This is a genomic window from Sphingomonas panacisoli (assembly GCF_007859635.1).
Classification (GTDB): domain Bacteria; phylum Pseudomonadota; class Alphaproteobacteria; order Sphingomonadales; family Sphingomonadaceae; genus Sphingomonas; species Sphingomonas panacisoli.
The window spans coordinates 67,105-84,482 of the sequence record NZ_CP042306.1 but is presented as its reverse complement, the minus strand read 5'-3'; the positions used below and the strand labels follow the sequence as shown (position 1 = coordinate 84,482).

Genomic DNA, 17,378 nt, shown 5'->3' with positions numbered 1-17,378 from the left:
CCTAGGCTCCTGCCTTCGCAGGAGCACGGGTCAGGCTGCCAAGGGAAATCTCAACAACCGGTCGGCCAGCGGCACCAGCGCCTCGCCGTCGCGGCCGACCGCCCGAATGATTTCGGGATGGTGGATGTCCAGCCCGCCCGTCAGCGCGCCGAACGCCGGCAGGATCAGCTTGCTGTCGGTCGCGACGAAGCAGCGCCGCGACACCAACCGTCCGCGTACACGGACGCGGAGTTTGGGGTGGAAATGCCCCGACAGTTCGGGGCGCGGATCGCGGCGGTCGGCTTCGTGGCGCAATACCAGGCCGTCGACCACCGCATCGTCGATCACGACGCCGCCGCACGGATTGCCGATCGCCGAATCGTGATTGCCGACGATCCACGTCCAGCGATGCGCCGCGGTCAGCGCGCGTAACCGCGCTTGCTCGGCGTCTGGAAGCCGGTCGCACCCGCGCGAGTCGTGGAAGCTGTCGCCCAGGCACCAGATCTCGACCGGATCGGTCGCCCCGACCACCGCTTCGATCGCGGTCAGCGTCGCCGCGCTGTCGTACGGCGGCAGCATTTGGCCGAAGCTCGCGAACCAGCTCGCCTTCTCGAAATGGAGGTCGGCCAGGATCAACGCGCGTCGCGCCGGCCAGTACAGCGCGCCTTCGGGCAACGCGGCAAGTTGATGGCCGGCGAACGAAAAGGGAACCATATCCCGCCAATGCCGTATTATCGCGGCACGATCAACGGCTTGCGGCATTGCAACAAATTCCGCTTGATCGGCCCTAAAACAGGCGTAAAGCGCGCCGTCCATTCCGGTAGGCCATGTCCTCCATGTCGTCCCCCAAGACGGTTCAACTTTCAAAATCCGCGCTCATCGCGCTTAGCATCGGCGCGATCGGCGTCGTGTTCGGCGATATCGGCACCAGCCCGCTCTACGCGTTCCGCGAGGCGTTGGGTCAGGCCGCATCGGACGGGCTGGTCAAGGATGAAGTGCTCGGCGTGCTGAGCCTGGCGCTCTGGTCGCTGTTCCTGATCGTCTCGGTCAAATACGTGACGTTCCTGATGCGCGCGAACAATCGCGGCGAGGGTGGCGTGCTGGCACTGGCGGCGCTCGCGCGAAAGGCACTCGGTTGGCGCTCGCGCACCGCGATCGTGCTCGGCGCGGCGGGTGCGGCGCTGTTCTACGGCGACGCGATGATCACCCCGGCGCTGTCGGTGCTGTCGGCCGTGGAGGGCCTGCGGACGCTTCCGGGTGCGACCAACGCGGTGAACGAGACGCAGATCATCCTGATCACCATGGGCATCCTGATCGGCCTGTTCCTGATCCAGTCGCGCGGGACCGAGCGCGTGTCGAAGCTGTTCGGCCCAATCTGTATCCTGTGGTTCGTCGTGATCGGCGGGCTGGGACTGTGGCACATCGCCGACGAGCCCGGCATCCTGTGGGCGTTCAACCCGCTGGAGGCGGTATATTTCCTGCTGAGCCACGGTACGCTGGGGCTGTTCGTGCTCGGCGCGGTGTTCCTGACGGTGACCGGGGCGGAGGCGCTGACCGCGGACATGGGGCATTTCGGGCCGGCGCCGATCCGGCTCGCCTGGTTTGCGCTGGCGGGCCCCGCGCTGGTGCTCAATTATCTCGGCCAGGGTGCCTATGCGCTCAACAAGATGGAGGCGCTGCAGGCGGCGGGCCAACCTTTCGTCAATGCCGACTGGTTCTTCCTGATGGCGCCCGAGGCGTTGCGGCCGTGGCTGATCGTGCTGGCGATGCTGGCGACGATCATCGCCAGCCAGGCCGTCATCACCGGCGCTTATTCGCTGACCCAACAAGCGGTACAGCTCGGCTTCCTGCCGCGACTGCGCGTGCGCAACACTTCGGCCGATTATGCCGGGCAGATCTATCTGCCGACGGTCAACTGGCTGCTGCTGATCGGTATCCTGGTGCTGGTGATCCAGTTCCGCACCTCGTCGGCGATGGCCGCGGCATACGGAATCGCGGTGACCGGCACGATGGTGGTGACGACGTGCCTGGCGTACATCGTCGTGCGGCATCGCTGGCGCTGGTCGCGCCCCTGGGCACTGCTGCTGATCCTGCCGTTCCTGACGCTCGACCTGATCTTCTTCGGCGCGAACATCCTGCGCGTGATCGAAGGGGGCTGGGTGCCGCTGGTGATCGCGGCCGTAATCGGCTTCACGATCTTTACCTGGGTCCGCGGCAAGTCGATCGTCCGCACCTTCGAACAGCGCCAGAGCGTCCCGCTCGCCGACCTCGCCGCCGCCTTGGCGCGCCGTTCGCCCGAGCGCGTCGAGGGTACCGCGATCTTCCTGACCGGCACGCCGACCGCGGCGCCCGGCGCGCTGCTCCACAACCTCAAGCACAACAAAGTGTTGCACGCGACCAACCTGATCGCGTCGGTGAAGACCAGCGACATGCCCTATGTCGATGCCGACGACCGGTTCGACATCAAGCGCCTGGACGACAATTTCAGCGTCGTCGTGCTCCGCTACGGGTTCATGGAAAGTCCCGACGTGCCGCACGATTTGGCGGTCGCGGCGAAGGCCGGTTTGCTCGCGCTAGACCCCATGAAAGCGAGCTATTTCATCGGTCGCAACACGCTGAAGGCCGATGCGGACGTCGGCATGCCGCTATGGCAGGACCGCATCTTCATGTTCCTGCAGCGCAACGCCAGCGATCCGACCGACTTCCTGCGCATCCCGCCGGGGAAGGTGCTGGAATTGGGCGAACAGGTGACCGTTTAGACTTGGGAAGCCGGCGCGAAGTAAATTCGCGCCGTCGGCCGATGCCGGTTGCATCGCCGGCCGCACTCGCCGCCGGGACGCGGAATAGCGGCGCTATTCCGCTGCGCCGAGCCTAGCCCGCATACGCCTTCACCAGATCGTACAGATAGTCCCGCCCGGCATAGAGCGACTCCACCCGGATCCGCTCGTTCAGGCCGTGCACGCCGCTGAAATCGCTGTCGACGAAGACCCCCGGCGCGCCGTAGACCGGAATGCCGATCGCTTCGAGGAAGATGCCGTCGGTCGCGCCGGTCGACATCGTCGGCAACAGCGGCACGCCGGGGAAATATTTGGCGGCCAGCGTCGTCATCGGCCCGGTGATCTTGGGATCGAGCTTGGGCGGAATGCCGATCGGGCGGATCGGAGAGTTGGCGGTCACCGTGACCTTCGGCCCAGCCAATTCCTTCAGCTTGGCGAGCGTGCCGTCGACGCTCTCGCCCGGGAAGATGCGGCAATTGATGTTGGCAGTCGCGCTTTGCGGCAGCGCATTTTCGGCGTGGCCGGCCTTGAGCAGGGTCGCGACGCAGGTCGTGCGCAGCGTCGAATGCAGCGCCTTGTCCAGGCTGACGATCCTGTTCGCCGCGGCATCGTCGGGGTTGGCGAGCAAGGTCGTGATCGCGTCGGCCATCGGCTTCGGCGTGGTCGGCGCCTTCGCGACCATGCCGAAGAATGCCCGCGTCGTGTCGGTGAACTTGACCGGGAACTCATAGCCCTGGACGCGCTTGATCGCGTCGGCGAGCTCGTAGATCGCGTTGTCGGGCACTGGTTGCGAGCTGTGTCCGCCGGGGTTGGTAGTCGTGAAGGTGAAGTTCTGCGCCGCCTTTTCGCCGACCTGGATCGCCAGCAATTCGCGTTCGCCCTTGGCGTTGTAGCGCCCGCCGCCGCCCTCGTTCAGCGCGAATTCGGCCGCGATCAGATCCTTCCTGTTCTTAGCCAGCCATTCGGCGCCGTTGAACGCGTAGGTCGTCTCCTCGCCGCAAGTCAGCGCGAGCTTGATCGTCCGCTTCGGCTTGTAGCCCGATTGCTTGAATCGGATCATCGCGTCGGCCCAGATCGCCGCCATCGCCTTGTCGTCGACGGTGCCGCGGCCGTAATAATAGCCGCCTTCCTCGGTCAGCTTGAACGGATCGCGCACCCAGTCCGCGCGGTTTGCCGCGACGACGTCGATATGGCCGAGCAGCAGCATCGGCTTGGCCTTCGCGTCGCTGCCTTTGAGGATCGCGACGAGGCCGCCGTCCTTGGGATGGTCGGGGGTCGAGAATTGGACGATGTCGGCATCGGCATAGCCCGCCGCCTTCAGCCGCGCGGCGATCTGCGCCGCGGCCTTGGTGCAATCGCCGACATCGACCGCCGTGTTGGTTTCGACCAGTTCCTTGTAGAGTCCGAAAAATGCCTGCTGATCGGGGCGGGTCTGCGCCGCCGCACCGCCCATCGATTGCCCGACCAACGCCGTCGCGACGATCCATCCCAATGCGCGCATGTCCGCCCCCTGTTCTATCTGGAGCCGGGAATAGAGCGGCATTCCGCCGCCGTGGCAACCGTCGCTAGTCGGTCGTGACCGGACCCGTCGTGATCGCGTCCTTGGGCAGCGTCAGCCTAATCTCGCGATTGGCGAAGTCGATCTGCACGCGGCGAAACAGCTTTAGCGTGTCCATGCCGAGCATCAGCGCGGGCGTATCGGTCAGGCCGAAGCGCTTGAACGGCAGGGCATCGGCGAACGCGATCGGCACGCTGCGGAACCCGATCTTGGCGATCTCCAGCTCGTCGATCACGCGGTAATCGGCCTGCAGCCATTGGCCGGTGACCGACAGCAGCCCGATATTACCGAGCGATTTTTCGGTCCGAACGCGCTTCAGCATCGCCAGATTGCCGATCGTGACCGGCGATCCCGTATCGATCACCACCGATATGCGGCGGCCCTTATACGTCGCGTCGGTGACGATCAGCTGGCCGTAGAGATTCTTTGCGCGGATTACGATATCGTCGGGTCCGGCCGACTTGCGGCGCTTCGACGACGGCCGCACTTCCATCATGTTGCGGTCGAAATCGATCGCGACGGCATGGCCTTTGAGCGCGTCGATCCCCAGCATCCCCGGCGCGCCGAGATTGACGGCGGAGACGGCGGGCGCTTCGATCGTGTCGGGCTTGACCAGACTAACCTGGAGCGCGGGCAGCATGAAGGTGTTGAGCGTGCTCTGCCCCGCCATCGTCGTCACGCGCACGCGGCGACCGGCGGCGAGATTGAGGCTGCCGGCGAGTTCGCTCGACACCACCGTACGCTCGGCGCCGGTGTCGATGACGAAGCGATATGGCCCGCTAGCGCCGATCGATACCGGCACGGTCATCCGGTTGTCGTTGAAATTGAACCCCAGCGTCTCTGGCGTCGCCAGGGCCGGATCGGTCGGCGGCGGCTGCGGCAATTTCGAATTTTGCGCGAGCAGCGGGACGGCGATCGCCAATCCGGCCGCCGCCGCCAGGATCGACACCCGGCGCATCACATGCTCCGGCACGCGGCGTACGACCGGCACGTATTCGTGAAATCGATCTTCGGTCGCGGCAACGAGAACGCGATCGCGCGGTTGACGAAATCGATCTCGACCCGGCGGAACATCTTGAGCGAATTCATCCCCAGGATCAGCGCCGGTTTCTCGGCCAGGCCGAACCGCGCGAACGGCGCGACATCGGCGAACGACAGGCCGAACTTGTCGATCTGCATGTCCCCGATATGCAGGTTGTCGATCATCACGTAATTGACGTCGAACGACCGGCCGGTCACCGACGAGACGTTGATCGGACCGATCGGACGCGGCGCCCGCTTGGCCAAGGCGCGCATCGCCATGTTGCCGACGCTGACCGACGATCCGGTATCGATGATGACCGAAATCGGATGCCCTTCGAACGTCGCCTGCGTCACGATCAGCTGACCCAGCCGCGACTCGGCGCCGACCACGAACTCGCCCTTGGGACGCTTCGTCGCCGTCGCCAGCGTCATGCGGTTACGGTCGAAATCGATGACGAGGCGATGGCCCTGCAGCGCATCGATGCCCAGCATGCCCGGCGCGCCGAGATTGGCCGCGGCCAGCGCCGGCGCCTCGATCTCGCCCGTGGTCAGCGACCCGGCGGACAGCGAGGCGACCTTGACCGTGCCGACCGTGCTCGCCCCCATGAAATCGAACAGCCGCGCGCGCGTTCCCGCATCGAGCCCCAGCGTATCGGCAAGTTCGCGCGACACCACCGATCGCTCGGCCCCCGTATCGATGATGAATGCGTAAGGCCCCTTGCCATCGACCTGTACGGGCACCGTCATGCGATTGCTCGCGTTGCGGAAGCCGAGCGTTTCGCCGGATGGTGCGGCGGGTTGGACGGTTCCGGCAGGCAAGCCGGCATCCTTTTGCGGCTGACCGCCTTCTGCGAATAACGGCATCCCCATTGCGCTTGCCGTCATCGCGATACAGATACCCCACCTACGCATCGCAGGCCGCAGTGTACGCCCGTTTCGGATGTGCACCAAGCGGATAATACAGTCCCTAATCGAGCCGCATCGCCTCCTGCGCCAGCGCCTCTGCCTCGACCAACAGCGCGTCGTCGACTGTCCCCGTCGCGACCCGCTCGCGCCCGATCAAGGTCAGAACCGGCACGGCCAGCGGCGACACGCGATCGAGATCAATATGCACCATCGTGTCGGCGGCACGGTCGAGCAAGTGCGCCAGCCGCCCGACATCGGTCATCCTGGCGCGCGCATCGTCCCACGCCGCCTGCAACAGCAGATGTGTCGGCTCGTATTTCTGCAGCACGTCATAGATCAGGTCGGTGGAGAAGGTGACTTGCTTTCCCGTCTTGCGCTTGCCCGGATGCTGGCGCTCGACCAGCCCGCCGATCACCGCGACCTCGCGGAATGCGCGCTTGAGCAAATGGCTCTGCTGCACCCAATCGACGAATTCGTGTTCGAGGATGTCGGGTGAGAACAGGCTGGCCGGATCGGTCACCGGGTCGAGCGAATAGGTCGCGATGGCGTAGTCGCTCGCGACGAAGCCCAATGGCCGCAGCCCTTGCGTCTCCATCCGTCGCGTCAGCAGCATCCCGAGCGACTGGTGCGCATTCCATCCCTCGAAGCTGTAGGCGACCATGTAGTTGCGGCCTTCGCGCGGGAAGGTCTCGACCAACAATTGCCCCGGGTCGGGCAAGGTCGATCGGTACGATTGCACCTCCAGCCATTCGCGCACGTCGTCGGGGAAGCGCGCCCATTGCTCGGGCTCGGCGAGGAAATGGCGGACGCGGTCGGCCAGGTTGGTCGATAGCGGCATCCGCGCGCCGCCATAGGTCGGGATCCGCGCGGGCCGGGCGGAGGCGCGCACCAGCAGGTCCTCGGTATCGATGCGGATCACCTCGCAACTGATTCCCGCGAAGAAGAACGTGTCGCCGTTCGACAGCGTGGCCGCGAACGATTCCTCGACCTTGCCGAGCAGCCGCCCGTTCTTGAACCGCACGTTGAGCATCGTCGCCTCGACGATGATTCCGGCGTTGAGGCGGTGCTGCGTCACGAACTTCGGATGACTGACGCGCCAAACGCCGTCCTCGTCCTGGGTCAGTCGCTTGAACCGGTCGTACGCCTTGAGCGCATAGCCCCCGTCGCGGATGAACCCCAACACGCGCTCGAACAGCTCCGCCGACAGCGCCGAATAGGGCAAGGCCGAGCGGATCTCGTCGAGCAACGCGTCCTGTTCGAACGGCGCCGCGCACGCGCAGGCCATGACGTGCTGCGCCAGAACGTCGAGCGACCCCAGCCGGAACACGTCCTCGTCGAGCGCCCCCGCCTCGACCGCGTCGAGCGCCGCGCGCGCCTCGAGATATTCGAAGCGGTTGCCGGGGACGATGATCGCCTCCGACGATTCGTCGAGCCGGTGGTTGGCGCGCCCGACACGCTGGAGCAGCCGCGACGATCCCTTGGGCGCGCCCATCTGGATCACGCAATCGACGTCGCCCCAATCGACGCCGAGGTCGAGGCTGGCGGTCGCGACCAAGGCGCGCAGCCGCCCGTCCGCCATCGCCTGTTCGACCTTGCGCCGCGCCTCCCGCGCGAGGCTGCCGTGATGCACGCCGATCGGCAGCGACATGGCGTTGACCTTCCACAGGTCCTGGAAGATCAATTCGGCGAGGCTGCGCGTGTTGCAGAAGACGAGCGTCGTGCGGTGCGTCTCGATCTCCGCCATCACCTGTTCGGCGGCGTAGCGCCCCGAATGCCCCGCCCACGGCACGCGGCCCTGCGGCAACAGGATCGCGAGGTTCGGGTCGGCGCCCGGCTCGCCGAGCACCAGATCGACCGTGTCGATATCGCCATCGGGCGCGAGCCAGGCGCGGTACCCGTCGGGATCGGCGACCGTCGCCGACAGTGCGACGCGACGCAGGTCCGGTGCGATCCGCTGCAGCCGCGCCATGCACAGGCTCAGCAGATCGCCGCGCTTGCCGGTCGCGAAGGCGTGAACCTCGTCGACGATGATCGTCCGCAGCCCCGCGAACATCGTGACGCTATCGGGATAGCTCAGCAGCAGCGACAGCGATTCGGGGGTGGTCAGCAGGATGTTGGGTGGCTTGACCCGCTGCCGCGCCTTGCGGTCGCTGGGTGTGTCGCCGGTGCGGGTCTCGACGCGGATGTCGAGCCCCATCTCCTCGACCGGGGTCAGCAGGTTGCGCTGCACGTCGACCGCCAGCGCCTTGAGCGGCGAGACGTAGAGCGTGTGCAGCCCCTCCTGCGGCGCCTCGATCAGTTCGGTCAGCGTCGGCAGGAATCCGGCCAGCGTCTTGCCCGCCCCCGTCGTCGCGACCAGCAGCGCGTGATGCCCCGCGCGCGCCGCATCGAGCATCTCCACCTGATGCCGCCGCGGCCGCCACCCGCGCGACGCGAACCAGTCGGTGAGTTGCTGTGGAAGTTGGGTCACTGGGAACTCAAGCGCATCCCATCCATATAGGATGCATGGCCAAGCTCGGCGACTGGATCGATCCCAAGCCCCACGGCATCTACGTCAAGCCCGCCGACGCGTGGATCGACCCGTCGGTGCCCTCCCCGCGCGCGCTAGTGACGCACGGCCATGCCGACCATGCGCGCGGCGGTCATCAGGCGGTGTGGGCGACGCCCGAGACGCTGGCGATCATGGAAACGCGCTATGGTCCGCAGGCCGGGCACGCGGTGGATTACGGCGAAATCCTCGACATGGGCGGGGTCGAGGTCGAGTTCGTCCCTGCCGGCCACGTCCTCGGATCGGCGCAGATTGTGCTCCGCCATCGCGGCGAGACGATCGTAGTGTCGGGCGACTACAAACGCCGCCCCGACCCGACCTGCGCGCGGTTCGAGCCCGTAAAGTGCGACGTCTTCGTCACCGAAGCGACGTTCGGCCTGCCCGTGTTCCGCCATCCCGACACGCATGACGAGATGGACAAGCTGCTCGCGACGCTCCGCGCCAATCCGGAGCGCTGCGTGGTGGTCGGTGCCTACGCGCTGGGCAAGGCGCAGCGCGTGATCCGCGAGTTGCGCGACATGGGGTTCGACGACCCAATCTACATCCACGGTGCGCTGCAGCGGCTGTGCGATCTGTACGTTGAGCTCGGCGTCGATCTCGGCGAACTGCGCCCCGCGACCGGCGTGCCCAAGGCCGAGTTGCAGGGCCGCATCGTCATGTGTCCGCCCAGCGCGCTCAACGACCGCTGGTCGCGCCGCCTGCCCGACCCGATCACCGCGATGGCGAGCGGCTGGATGCGCGTCCGCCAGCGCGCGCGGCAGAAGCTGGTCGAGCTGCCGCTGATCCTGAGCGACCATGCCGATTGGGACGAACTCACGGAAACGCTGACCGAGATCGCGCCCAAGGAAGTGTGGGTGACCCACGGCCGCGAGGAAGCGTTGATCCACTGGTGCATGACGCGCCAGATCAAAGCGCGGGCGTTGGCGCTAGTCGGGTATGAGGACGAGGACGATTGAGGAGAGCACCATGACCGAGGCACTGGCCCCCGCCCCCCAGCTCGCGGCGAAAGCGCACCGCCCCTATCCGGGCGAGAGCGAGGCCTACACCAAGGCACGCACCGCGCTGATCGCGGAGGAGGTCGAGCTTCGGCGCCACCTCGAGCGCGTAGCCGCGCAACGCCGCGCACTGCCCGAAGCCCCGATCGTGACGAAGGACTATCGCTTCGAAGGCAAGGATGGTCCCGCCACCCTCGCCGACCTGTTCGAGAGCCACGATACACTCGTCACCTATTGCTACATGTTCGGGCCGGAGCGTGAGCGGCCATGTCCGATGTGCACGCAGTTCCTCGGGCCGCTCGCCGCCAATGCGCTTGACCTGCGGCAGAAGATCGGCCTCGCGGTGATCGCGCGATCGCCGGTCGCGCGGCTGTACGATTTCGCGAAGGAACGTGGCTGGCGCGGGCTGCCGCTCTACAGCGATCCGACCGAAGCGTTCGGTCGCGATCACAATGCCTGGCACGACGACGGCGACTGGCCGTCCTACGACGTGTTCACCAAGGACAAGGACGGAACGATCCGCCATTTCTGGGGCAGCGAACTCGGCGGCACGCAGGACCCCGGCCAGGACCCGCGCGGCGCACCGGAGATGTCGCCGCTGTGGAACGTGCTGGACACCACGCCCGCGGGGCGCGGGACCGATTGGTATCCCAGTATCGACTACGACTAACCGAGCGGCGGCAGCTTCGTCGCCTCGTAGGCGGTGATCTTCTCGCTCGCGCAGGAATGTTCACGGAACGCCGCCAGCAACTCGGCAATCCCCGGCGTCGTGAAATGCGCCTGCAGCGCCGCCATGTCACGCCATTCCTCGAAGAAGACGAGCTTCATCGGATCCTCGCTGTCGATGCGCACCGCATGGCTGATGCAGCCGTCCTCGGTGCGCGAGCGGTGGACATGGGCAAGGCTCGCTTCCAGCAACGCTTCGAAGCTGCCGGGTTTCGCCGTGACGCTGCCGGTGACGATGATCATGCCGCTCTCCCTCGCCATGCGGGCTAGGATGCGGACTGGCCGGCGGTCAACCGGTCAGGCGGCCGCCGTGTCGGGTTCGGCCGCGAACAGCCACGCTTCCGCCGCCGCCGTATTGCCGAACGATTGCGCGGCGCGGCCGTCGAGCGCGCGCCGTACCTGCGAGCGCAGCAAGGTGGGATCGACCACGAACGCCAGCCGCCGCGAATGGAACGCCGGATCGGCGAGCACGCCGCGAAACGCCGCGACCGTATCCTGCGATTGCACCTTCATCGCGCTGGCATCGACCAGGGTCACGTGGCGGTTGGCGCCGCATGTCAGGTTGCGATGCGCGGCGGCAAGACTGTCGCCGAACGCCGCCAGATCGTCGGCCCCGAAAAAGCCCGACAGCGTGATGCGGATCAGGTCGCGCGCCGGATCGGCGGTCACCGAATACTGAGCGGTCATGCGACTCATGTACCGCAAATGTTTTGCGGAATTCCTAAAACGGCGCGCGTTCAGCCGACCCCTTCGAGCGCCTTTTGCCGGCGGCGCTGCACCGAGCTGCCGATCCCCAGCGCCTCGCGATACTTGGCGACGGTGCGGCGCGCGATGCCGAAGCCCTTGGCGTTGAGCATGTCGACCAGCGTGTCGTCGGACAGGATCGCCTTGGGGTCCTCGGCGGTGATCAGCGCACGGATCGCGGACTTGACCGCTTCCGCCGACACCGCATCGCCGCCGTCCGACGACTGGATCGAGCTGGTGAAGAAATATTTGAGCTCGAACAGCCCGCGCGCGCAGCTGAGATATTTGTTCGACGTGACGCGACTGACGGTCGATTCGTGCATCTCGATCGCGTCGGCGACCTGGCGGAGCGTCATCGGCTTGAGGTGCGCGACGCCGTGCAGGAAGAACGCCTCCTGCTGCTTTACGATCTCGCTGGCGACCTTGATGATCGTGCGCTGGCGCTGGTCGAGCGCTTTCACCAGCCAATTGGCGCTGGCGAGCATGTCGGACAGCCACGCCTTCGACGCCTTGTCCTGCGGGCCGTACGACAATTCGACATAATAGGACCGGTTGACCAGCAGGCGCGGCAGCGTCGCGGCGTTGATCTCGATCGCCCAGCCCGACTTGCGCTGCGCGATGAAGAGATCGGGCGTCACCGCCTGCATCGCCTCGCCGCCGAACCGGCCGCCGGGCTTGGGATCGTAGTTGCGCAGTTCGCGGATCATGTCCGCCAAATCCTCGTCGTCGACGTCGCACAGGCGCTTGAGCCGGGCGAGATCGCCCCGCGCGACGAGATCGAGATTGTCGATCAGCCGCGCCATGCACGGATCGTAGCGGTCGGCCTCCTTCGCCTGGAGCGCGAGGCATTCGGCGAGGTCGCGCGCGCCGACGCCGGTCGGATCGAACGTCTGGATGACGCCGAGCACATCCTCGACTTCGACCAATGGCGCGCCAAGCCGGTTGGCGACGTCAAGCAGCGGCGTGGTCAGGTAGCCCGCCTCGTCGATCAGATCGATCAGATGCTGCGCCACGAAGAGGTCGCGCCCGCTTAGCACCTCGCCCGCCTGATGAAGCAGGTGGTCGGCGAGGCTCAGCGAGGTATCGGCGAACGCGTCGAGGTCCGGTCCGTCCTCGGGCATCCCGCCCGATCCGCCGTTCATGCCGAGCGATCCGTCCATCCCGGCCTGATCGGCGGCGCTGTCATGATGAAAGCTTTCCGCCGCGAAATCGACGTCGAGCGCGGCCTCCCCGCCGCCCTCGCCCATCACCAGCGAGTCGGCGCTGGCGGGTTCATCGCTCGCGGCGACCGGCGCCTCGCGTTCGACCACCGGCCCGTCATCTTCCTGCGGCGTGCTTTCGAGCAGCGGATTGCGCTCGATTTCCTCGGCGATGAAGGTCTCGACTTCCAGGTTCGACAGCGCGAGCAGGCGGATCGCCTGCTGCAGCTGCGGCGTCATCACCAGCGATTGCGACTGCCGAAGATCGAGGCGCGGCGCGAGGCTCATCGGCTAAAGCGTGAAGCTCTCGCCGAGATAGAGCCGGCGGACGTTTTCGTCGGCGACGAGTTCCTGCGGCGTGCCGGTGAACAGCACGCGGCCGTCGTAAATGATGTAGCCGCGATCGACGATATCGAGCGTCTCCCGCACGTTATGGTCGGTGATCAGCACGCCGATCCCGCGCGATTTGAGCTGGACGATCAGGTCGCGAATGTCGCTGATCGACAGCGGGTCGATCCCGGCGAACGGCTCGTCGAGCAGCATGATCGAGGGGTTGGCCGCCAGCGCGCGGGCGATTTCGGCGCGACGCCGCTCGCCGCCCGACAGCGCCATCGCGGGCGCATCGCGCAACCGGGTCAGGCCGAATTCGTCGAGCAACTGGTCGAGCCGTTTGGCGCGCGCCGACTTGTCGGGTTCGGCGAGTTCGAGCACCGCGAGGATGTTCTTTTCGACGCTCAACCCACGGAAGATCGAGGTTTCCTGCGGCAGATAGCCGAGCCCGAGGATCGCGCGGCGGTACATCGGCAGCCCGGTGATATCGTCGCCGTCGAGCATGATGCGGCCCGAATCGGGCTTCACCAGCCCCATCACCGAATAGAAGCACGTCGTCTTGCCCGCGCCGTTCGGGCCGAGCAGCCCGATCACCTCGCCCTTGCCGACCGATACCGACACGTCGGTCAGCACGACGCGCTTGTCGTACGACTTGGCGATCGACACCACCGACAGCCCGTCCATCTTGGGCGCTTCGGCGATCGGTTCGATCGCATCCAGGGTGGTGATCTCGTCCATACCGGCTCCGTCAGTGCCCGCTTCTTGGTTACCGAATGGTTATCGGCGGACCAATTGGCAAGCTTTGTGCATGGCCATGCCCTTCGGCCGTCCCAAATGGAAGCGCCGACGCGACGATTTAGCCCAAAAATCGGGTTATTGGTTGCGCTTGGGGACCGAGAAGCGGCCGGTCACGCGACCGCCGCTGGTCGTGGTCGGGCCGCTGCCGGTGCTCGACACCGACCCGCCGCCGTCGATCACCGCCTTGCCGGTGTCGAGATTGATCGTGAGGCGACTGCCGTTGACGGTATTGGCACCCTGCGTGAGCTTGACCCCGCCGAGCATGATCACCGTGCGGCGGCTGACGTCGTACACGCCGTACGATCCGCTCGCGCGCTGATCGGGACGCGTCACGGTCACGCCGCCCGACGCGTCGATCCGCGACGCCTGCGGGCTGCCGCCGGTGACCTTGCCGGTATAGGCGACCGTCACGCGCGTCGCGGTCAGCACCATTTCGGCCTGCGTGATGCGGACGTTGCCCGACAGGATCGCGCGGTTCGCCTTGTCCTGCAGCTCGATGTGATCGGCGGCGAAGTCGATCGGCGCGGAACTGTCGTGGCGCGACTGCGCGAGCGCGGCGCCGGTGGCGGCCACCGCGACGAGCGCGAAGAGTGGTGTGGTAAAACGCATCGCGCCTATTTCGCGCGTCGCGGCGCGATCCGCAAGCGCGCGCGTCCGTCGAGCCGCACGACGCGTCCGTCGAGGTCGGCGCTCATGCTGTCGGCGGTGAACGTCCCTTGCGGCACCGTGCCCGACACGCCGCCCTTGCCGTTCATCGTCTTGGTCTTCAGATCGACGATCGCGCCGTTGCTGTTGAGCGTGTAATTGTCGGGGCCGGCAAAGGTGATCGGGCCGTTGACGTCCATCTGCTGCGTGATCGGATTGAACTTCCCGCTCGGCGCGGCGAGCTTGGCCAAGCCGTCGGGCAATTGCAGCTCGGCCATCAGCTTCTGCATATCGACATCGGGCTGCGCGGCGCTTTTCTGCAGCGCGCTTTCGGCGGTCAGCACGAACGGCTGGCCCTTGTTATCCTGCCCGCGATAGCTCGCCGACTGGACTTTCAGCCGCTCCTTCGACACCTCGACCTTGTTCTTGTCGAGCACGAAACTGACGTCGCCGCCCGAGGTCAGCGGCAGGAACACCATCAGCGCCGCGACCACGCCGACCGCCGCGGGCAACACGATGCGCAGGACCGCGACGAGATGATCGTGCGCGCTTCCCGGCGCCGCCCAATGCTCGCGCTGGGACCGCATGGAGGCTGCGGCTTTAGACATGCGCGAAGATGTCGATTTCCGGCCAGCCGGCGATATCGAGTTCGGCGCGCCACGGCAGGAAGTCGAAGCACGCCTGGGCGAGTTCGGTCCGACCTTCGCGTGCCAGACGACGATCGAGTTCCTCGCGCATGCGGTGGAGATAGCGCACGTCGGACGCGGCATAATCCTTCTGCGCGTCGCTGAGGTCGGGGCCGCCCCAGTCGGACGATTGCTGCTGTTTCGAGATGTCGATGCCGAGCAGCTCGCGAACCAACTCCTTCAAGCCATGCCGGTCGGTGTACGTGCGGATCAGCCGCGACGCGGTCTTTGTGCAATAGACCGGGCCGGCGGTGACCCCGAGATAATATTTGACCGCCGCCAGATCGAACCGCGCGAAATGATAGAGCTTCTCGCGCGCCGGATCGGCAAGCAACGCCTTCAGATTGGGCGCGTCGTACGTGCTGCCGGCGGCGAACCGCACGAGATGTTCGTCGGGTCCGCCGTCGGACAGCTGGACCAGGCAGAGCCGGTCGCGCGGCGTGACCAAGCCCATCGTCTCGGTATCGACCGCGATCGCGGCGCCCGGCGCGAACAGGCCGGCGGGAATGTCTTCTTCGTGGAGGTGAACCGTCATCGCCTTCGCCTAGTCCGATCCGGCTTAACGCTCAATGGCCGGCGGTGTTGCCTCTGCGCCGCTCGCGGGCACGCCGGCTCCAGATATTGAGCATCTCGACCCCGGCCGAAAACGCCATCGCGGTGTAGACGTACCCCTTCGGCACATGGACGCCGAAGCCGTCGGCGATCAGCACCAGCCCGATCATCAGCAGGAATCCGAGCGCGAGCATCACCACGGTCGGATTCTTCTCGATGAAATTCCCCAACGGGTCCGCCGCCAGCATCATCACGCCGACCGCGACCACCACCGCCGCGATCATGATCGGCAATTCGTCGGTCATGCCGACCGCGGTCAGGATCGAATCGATCGAGAACACCAGGTCGAGCGCCAGGATCTGGACGATCGCCGCCGTAAATCCGAGCGACTTCTGGCTGTTGGTCTTATCAAGCGCCGAATCGGATTCGTCGGGATCGACGCTGTGGTGGATTTCCTTGGTCGCCTTGTAGATCAGAAACAGGCCGCCCGCGATCAGGATCAGGTCGCGGATCGAGAACGCCGTCTCGAACGTCGGATTGCCGTGCGCGTCGAGCGCGCCGGTCAGCCCCAGGTCGAACACCGGCTTCACCAAGCCGACGATGATGAAGATCGAAAACAGCAATGCGATCCGCATCACCAGCGCCAGCGTGATGCCGATTCGCCGCGTGCGCGACCGCTCCGCCTCGGGCAGCTTGTTCGACAGGATCGAGATGAACACCAGATTGTCGATGCCGAGCACGACCTCCATCACGATCAGCGTGAGGAGCGCCGCCCACGCGGCCGGACTGGCAAGCAATTCGATGATCGACATCGCCTAGGCTGTGCCGTCTGAGCAACGCCCGCGCAAGTATCGCGATGAGAAGGGCAGGAATACCGACGATTTTGTTCGCGGACGGCCATATTTTGGTCTAAGACTCGAAAAGAGGCGCTGTTGTCTGCGCCTGAAGGGCTGCGTCCGTCGTCCGGCGTGTTGGTCCTTGATTGGAATTTTGGGCGGACCGGAAAGACGAACAGGGCATGAGTTTCGATAAAGGTGGCCGCGGGAACCGTGGTGGACGCGGCCGCGACAAGCGCGACAGTTTCGGCGGCGACGATTTTGGTGGCGGCGGCGGTGATTTCGGTGGCGGCGGCTTCGGCGGCGGCGACCGATTCGGTGGCGGCGGCGGTTACGGCGGCGGCGGTGGCGGTGGCTATCGCGGCGGTGGTGGCGGCGGCTTCGGCGGCGGCGGCGGCGGTGGATTCCGTGGCGGCGGCGGCGGTGGCGGCTTCCGTGGCGGCGGCGGCGGTGGTGGCGGCATGCCCCCGCAGGTCGTCGGCGAAGGCACCGGCGTGGTCAAATTCTTCAACGGCCAGAAGGGCTTCGGCTTCGTCGTTCGTGACGACGGCGGTGAAGACGTGTTCGTTCACATCAGCGCGGTCGAGCAGGCCGGGCTGACTGGTCTGGCCGAGGGCCAGCCGCTCGGCTTCACCCTGGTCGATCGCGGTGGGCGCATTTCGGCGACCGACCTGAAGATCGACGGCGAGCCGATGCCGGTGACCGACCGTGGTCCGCCGCGCGATCGCGATGCGGGTCCGCGCGCCGGCGGTGGCGGCGGCGGGCGCGAGTTGACCGGCGAGAAGGCGACCGGCACGGTCAAGTTCTTCAACGCGATGAAGGGCTTCGGCTTCATTCAGCGCGACGACGGCCAGCCCGATGCGTTCGTTCACATCTCCGCGGTGGAACGCGCCGGCATGACTAACCTCAACGAGGGCGACCGGCTCGAATTCGAGCTCGAGATCGACACGCGCCGCGGCAAGCACGCGGCGGTGAACCTCACCGCGATCTGATTCGCATCCCTAGCGGGAACGAGAGGCCCGGCGCGCGAGACATCGCACGCCGGGCTTTTTCGTGGCCGCGAGACCGCGGTTACA

The 17,378-nt window shown here is 66.3% G+C and carries 17 protein-coding genes; 4 read left to right on the top strand and 13 right to left on the bottom strand.

Annotated elements, in window-relative coordinates:
* Positions 1-30 precede the first annotated feature (30 nt).
* Positions 31-693 carry a ligase-associated DNA damage response endonuclease PdeM gene (gene pdeM / locus FPZ24_RS00405; RefSeq protein WP_146569206.1) on the bottom strand — a complete coding sequence of 221 codons (663 nt, stop codon included), beginning with the start codon at positions 691-693 and terminating at the stop codon, positions 31-33.
* 122 nt (positions 694-815) lie between these two features.
* Here pdeM and FPZ24_RS00400 point away from each other — a divergent pair, with 122 nt between their 5' ends.
* A complete protein-coding gene (locus FPZ24_RS00400) occupies positions 816-2,738 on the top strand; it encodes a potassium transporter Kup (RefSeq protein ID WP_240047546.1) in 1,923 nt (640 codons plus the stop codon).
* Positions 2,739-2,850: 112 nt separating this feature from the next.
* On the opposite strand, the gene FPZ24_RS00395 is transcribed toward FPZ24_RS00400, so the two are convergent.
* The 4 genes from FPZ24_RS00395 to FPZ24_RS00380 form a co-directional block, all read right to left on the bottom strand.
* Positions 2,851-4,257 carry a M20/M25/M40 family metallo-hydrolase gene (locus FPZ24_RS00395; protein WP_146569204.1) on the bottom strand — a complete coding sequence of 469 codons (1,407 nt, stop codon included), beginning with the start codon at positions 4,255-4,257 and terminating at the stop codon, positions 2,851-2,853.
* Between the two features lie 64 nt (positions 4,258-4,321).
* Positions 4,322-5,272, bottom strand: coding sequence for an aspartyl protease family protein (locus FPZ24_RS00390; protein WP_146569203.1), 951 nt, complete (start codon positions 5,270-5,272; stop codon positions 4,322-4,324).
* Positions 5,272-6,201 carry an aspartyl protease family protein gene (locus FPZ24_RS00385; RefSeq protein WP_186728942.1) on the bottom strand — a complete coding sequence of 310 codons (930 nt, stop codon included), beginning with the start codon at positions 6,199-6,201 and terminating at the stop codon, positions 5,272-5,274. The genes FPZ24_RS00390 and FPZ24_RS00385 overlap by 1 nt, the downstream gene beginning before the upstream one ends.
* Positions 6,202-6,304: 103 nt before the next feature.
* Positions 6,305-8,638, bottom strand: coding sequence for a ligase-associated DNA damage response DEXH box helicase (locus FPZ24_RS00380; RefSeq protein WP_240047723.1), 2,334 nt, complete (start codon positions 8,636-8,638; stop codon positions 6,305-6,307).
* A gap of 110 nt (positions 8,639-8,748) precedes the next feature.
* Here FPZ24_RS00380 and FPZ24_RS00375 point away from each other — a divergent pair, with 110 nt between their 5' ends.
* Both FPZ24_RS00375 and FPZ24_RS00370 read left to right on the top strand, forming a co-directional pair.
* Complete coding sequence (locus FPZ24_RS00375; RefSeq protein ID WP_146569200.1) at positions 8,749-9,747, top strand: ligase-associated DNA damage response exonuclease; 999 nt, start codon at positions 8,749-8,751, stop codon at positions 9,745-9,747.
* A gap of 10 nt (positions 9,748-9,757) precedes the next feature.
* Entirely contained in the window at positions 9,758-10,456 is a 699-nt protein-coding gene (locus FPZ24_RS00370) for a DUF899 family protein (RefSeq protein ID WP_146569199.1), read from the top strand.
* On the opposite strand, the gene FPZ24_RS00365 is transcribed toward FPZ24_RS00370, so the two are convergent.
* From FPZ24_RS00365 to FPZ24_RS00330, 8 genes are all read right to left on the bottom strand, one after another.
* Positions 10,453-10,755, bottom strand: a complete 303-nt coding sequence (locus FPZ24_RS00365) for a putative quinol monooxygenase (protein WP_146569198.1) — start codon at positions 10,753-10,755, stop codon at positions 10,453-10,455. The genes FPZ24_RS00370 and FPZ24_RS00365 overlap by 4 nt on opposite strands.
* A gap of 54 nt (positions 10,756-10,809) precedes the next feature.
* Positions 10,810-11,199: a hypothetical protein gene (locus FPZ24_RS00360; protein ID WP_186728940.1), complete on the bottom strand. Its 390-nt coding sequence runs from the start codon at positions 11,197-11,199 to the stop codon at positions 10,810-10,812.
* A 50-nt stretch (positions 11,200-11,249) separates the two neighbouring features.
* On the bottom strand, positions 11,250-12,743 hold the full coding sequence (gene rpoN / locus FPZ24_RS00355; protein WP_146569196.1) for an RNA polymerase factor sigma-54: 1,494 nt from the start codon (positions 12,741-12,743) through the stop codon (positions 11,250-11,252).
* A 3-nt stretch (positions 12,744-12,746) separates the two neighbouring features.
* Complete coding sequence (gene lptB / locus FPZ24_RS00350; RefSeq protein WP_186728938.1) at positions 12,747-13,523, bottom strand: LPS export ABC transporter ATP-binding protein; 777 nt, start codon at positions 13,521-13,523, stop codon at positions 12,747-12,749.
* Positions 13,524-13,658: 135 nt separating this feature from the next.
* Positions 13,659-14,192, bottom strand: coding sequence for an LptA/OstA family protein (locus FPZ24_RS00345; protein ID WP_146569195.1), 534 nt, complete (start codon positions 14,190-14,192; stop codon positions 13,659-13,661).
* Positions 14,193-14,197: 5 nt separating this feature from the next.
* The gene (gene lptC / locus FPZ24_RS00340) at positions 14,198-14,815 is read right to left on the bottom strand and encodes an LPS export ABC transporter periplasmic protein LptC (protein WP_240047545.1); all 618 of its coding nucleotides are present in this window, start codon (positions 14,813-14,815) and stop codon (positions 14,198-14,200) included.
* A gap of 13 nt (positions 14,816-14,828) precedes the next feature.
* Positions 14,829-15,449: a ribonuclease D gene (locus tag FPZ24_RS00335; protein WP_146569193.1), complete on the bottom strand. Its 621-nt coding sequence runs from the start codon at positions 15,447-15,449 to the stop codon at positions 14,829-14,831.
* Between the two features lie 31 nt (positions 15,450-15,480).
* The gene (locus FPZ24_RS00330) at positions 15,481-16,278 is read right to left on the bottom strand and encodes a TerC family protein (RefSeq protein WP_146569192.1); all 798 of its coding nucleotides are present in this window, start codon (positions 16,276-16,278) and stop codon (positions 15,481-15,483) included.
* A gap of 206 nt (positions 16,279-16,484) precedes the next feature.
* Here FPZ24_RS00330 and FPZ24_RS17710 point away from each other — a divergent pair, with 206 nt between their 5' ends.
* On the top strand, positions 16,485-17,294 hold the full coding sequence (locus FPZ24_RS17710) for a cold-shock protein (RefSeq protein ID WP_146569191.1): 810 nt from the start codon (positions 16,485-16,487) through the stop codon (positions 17,292-17,294).
* Positions 17,295-17,378 lie beyond the last annotated feature (84 nt).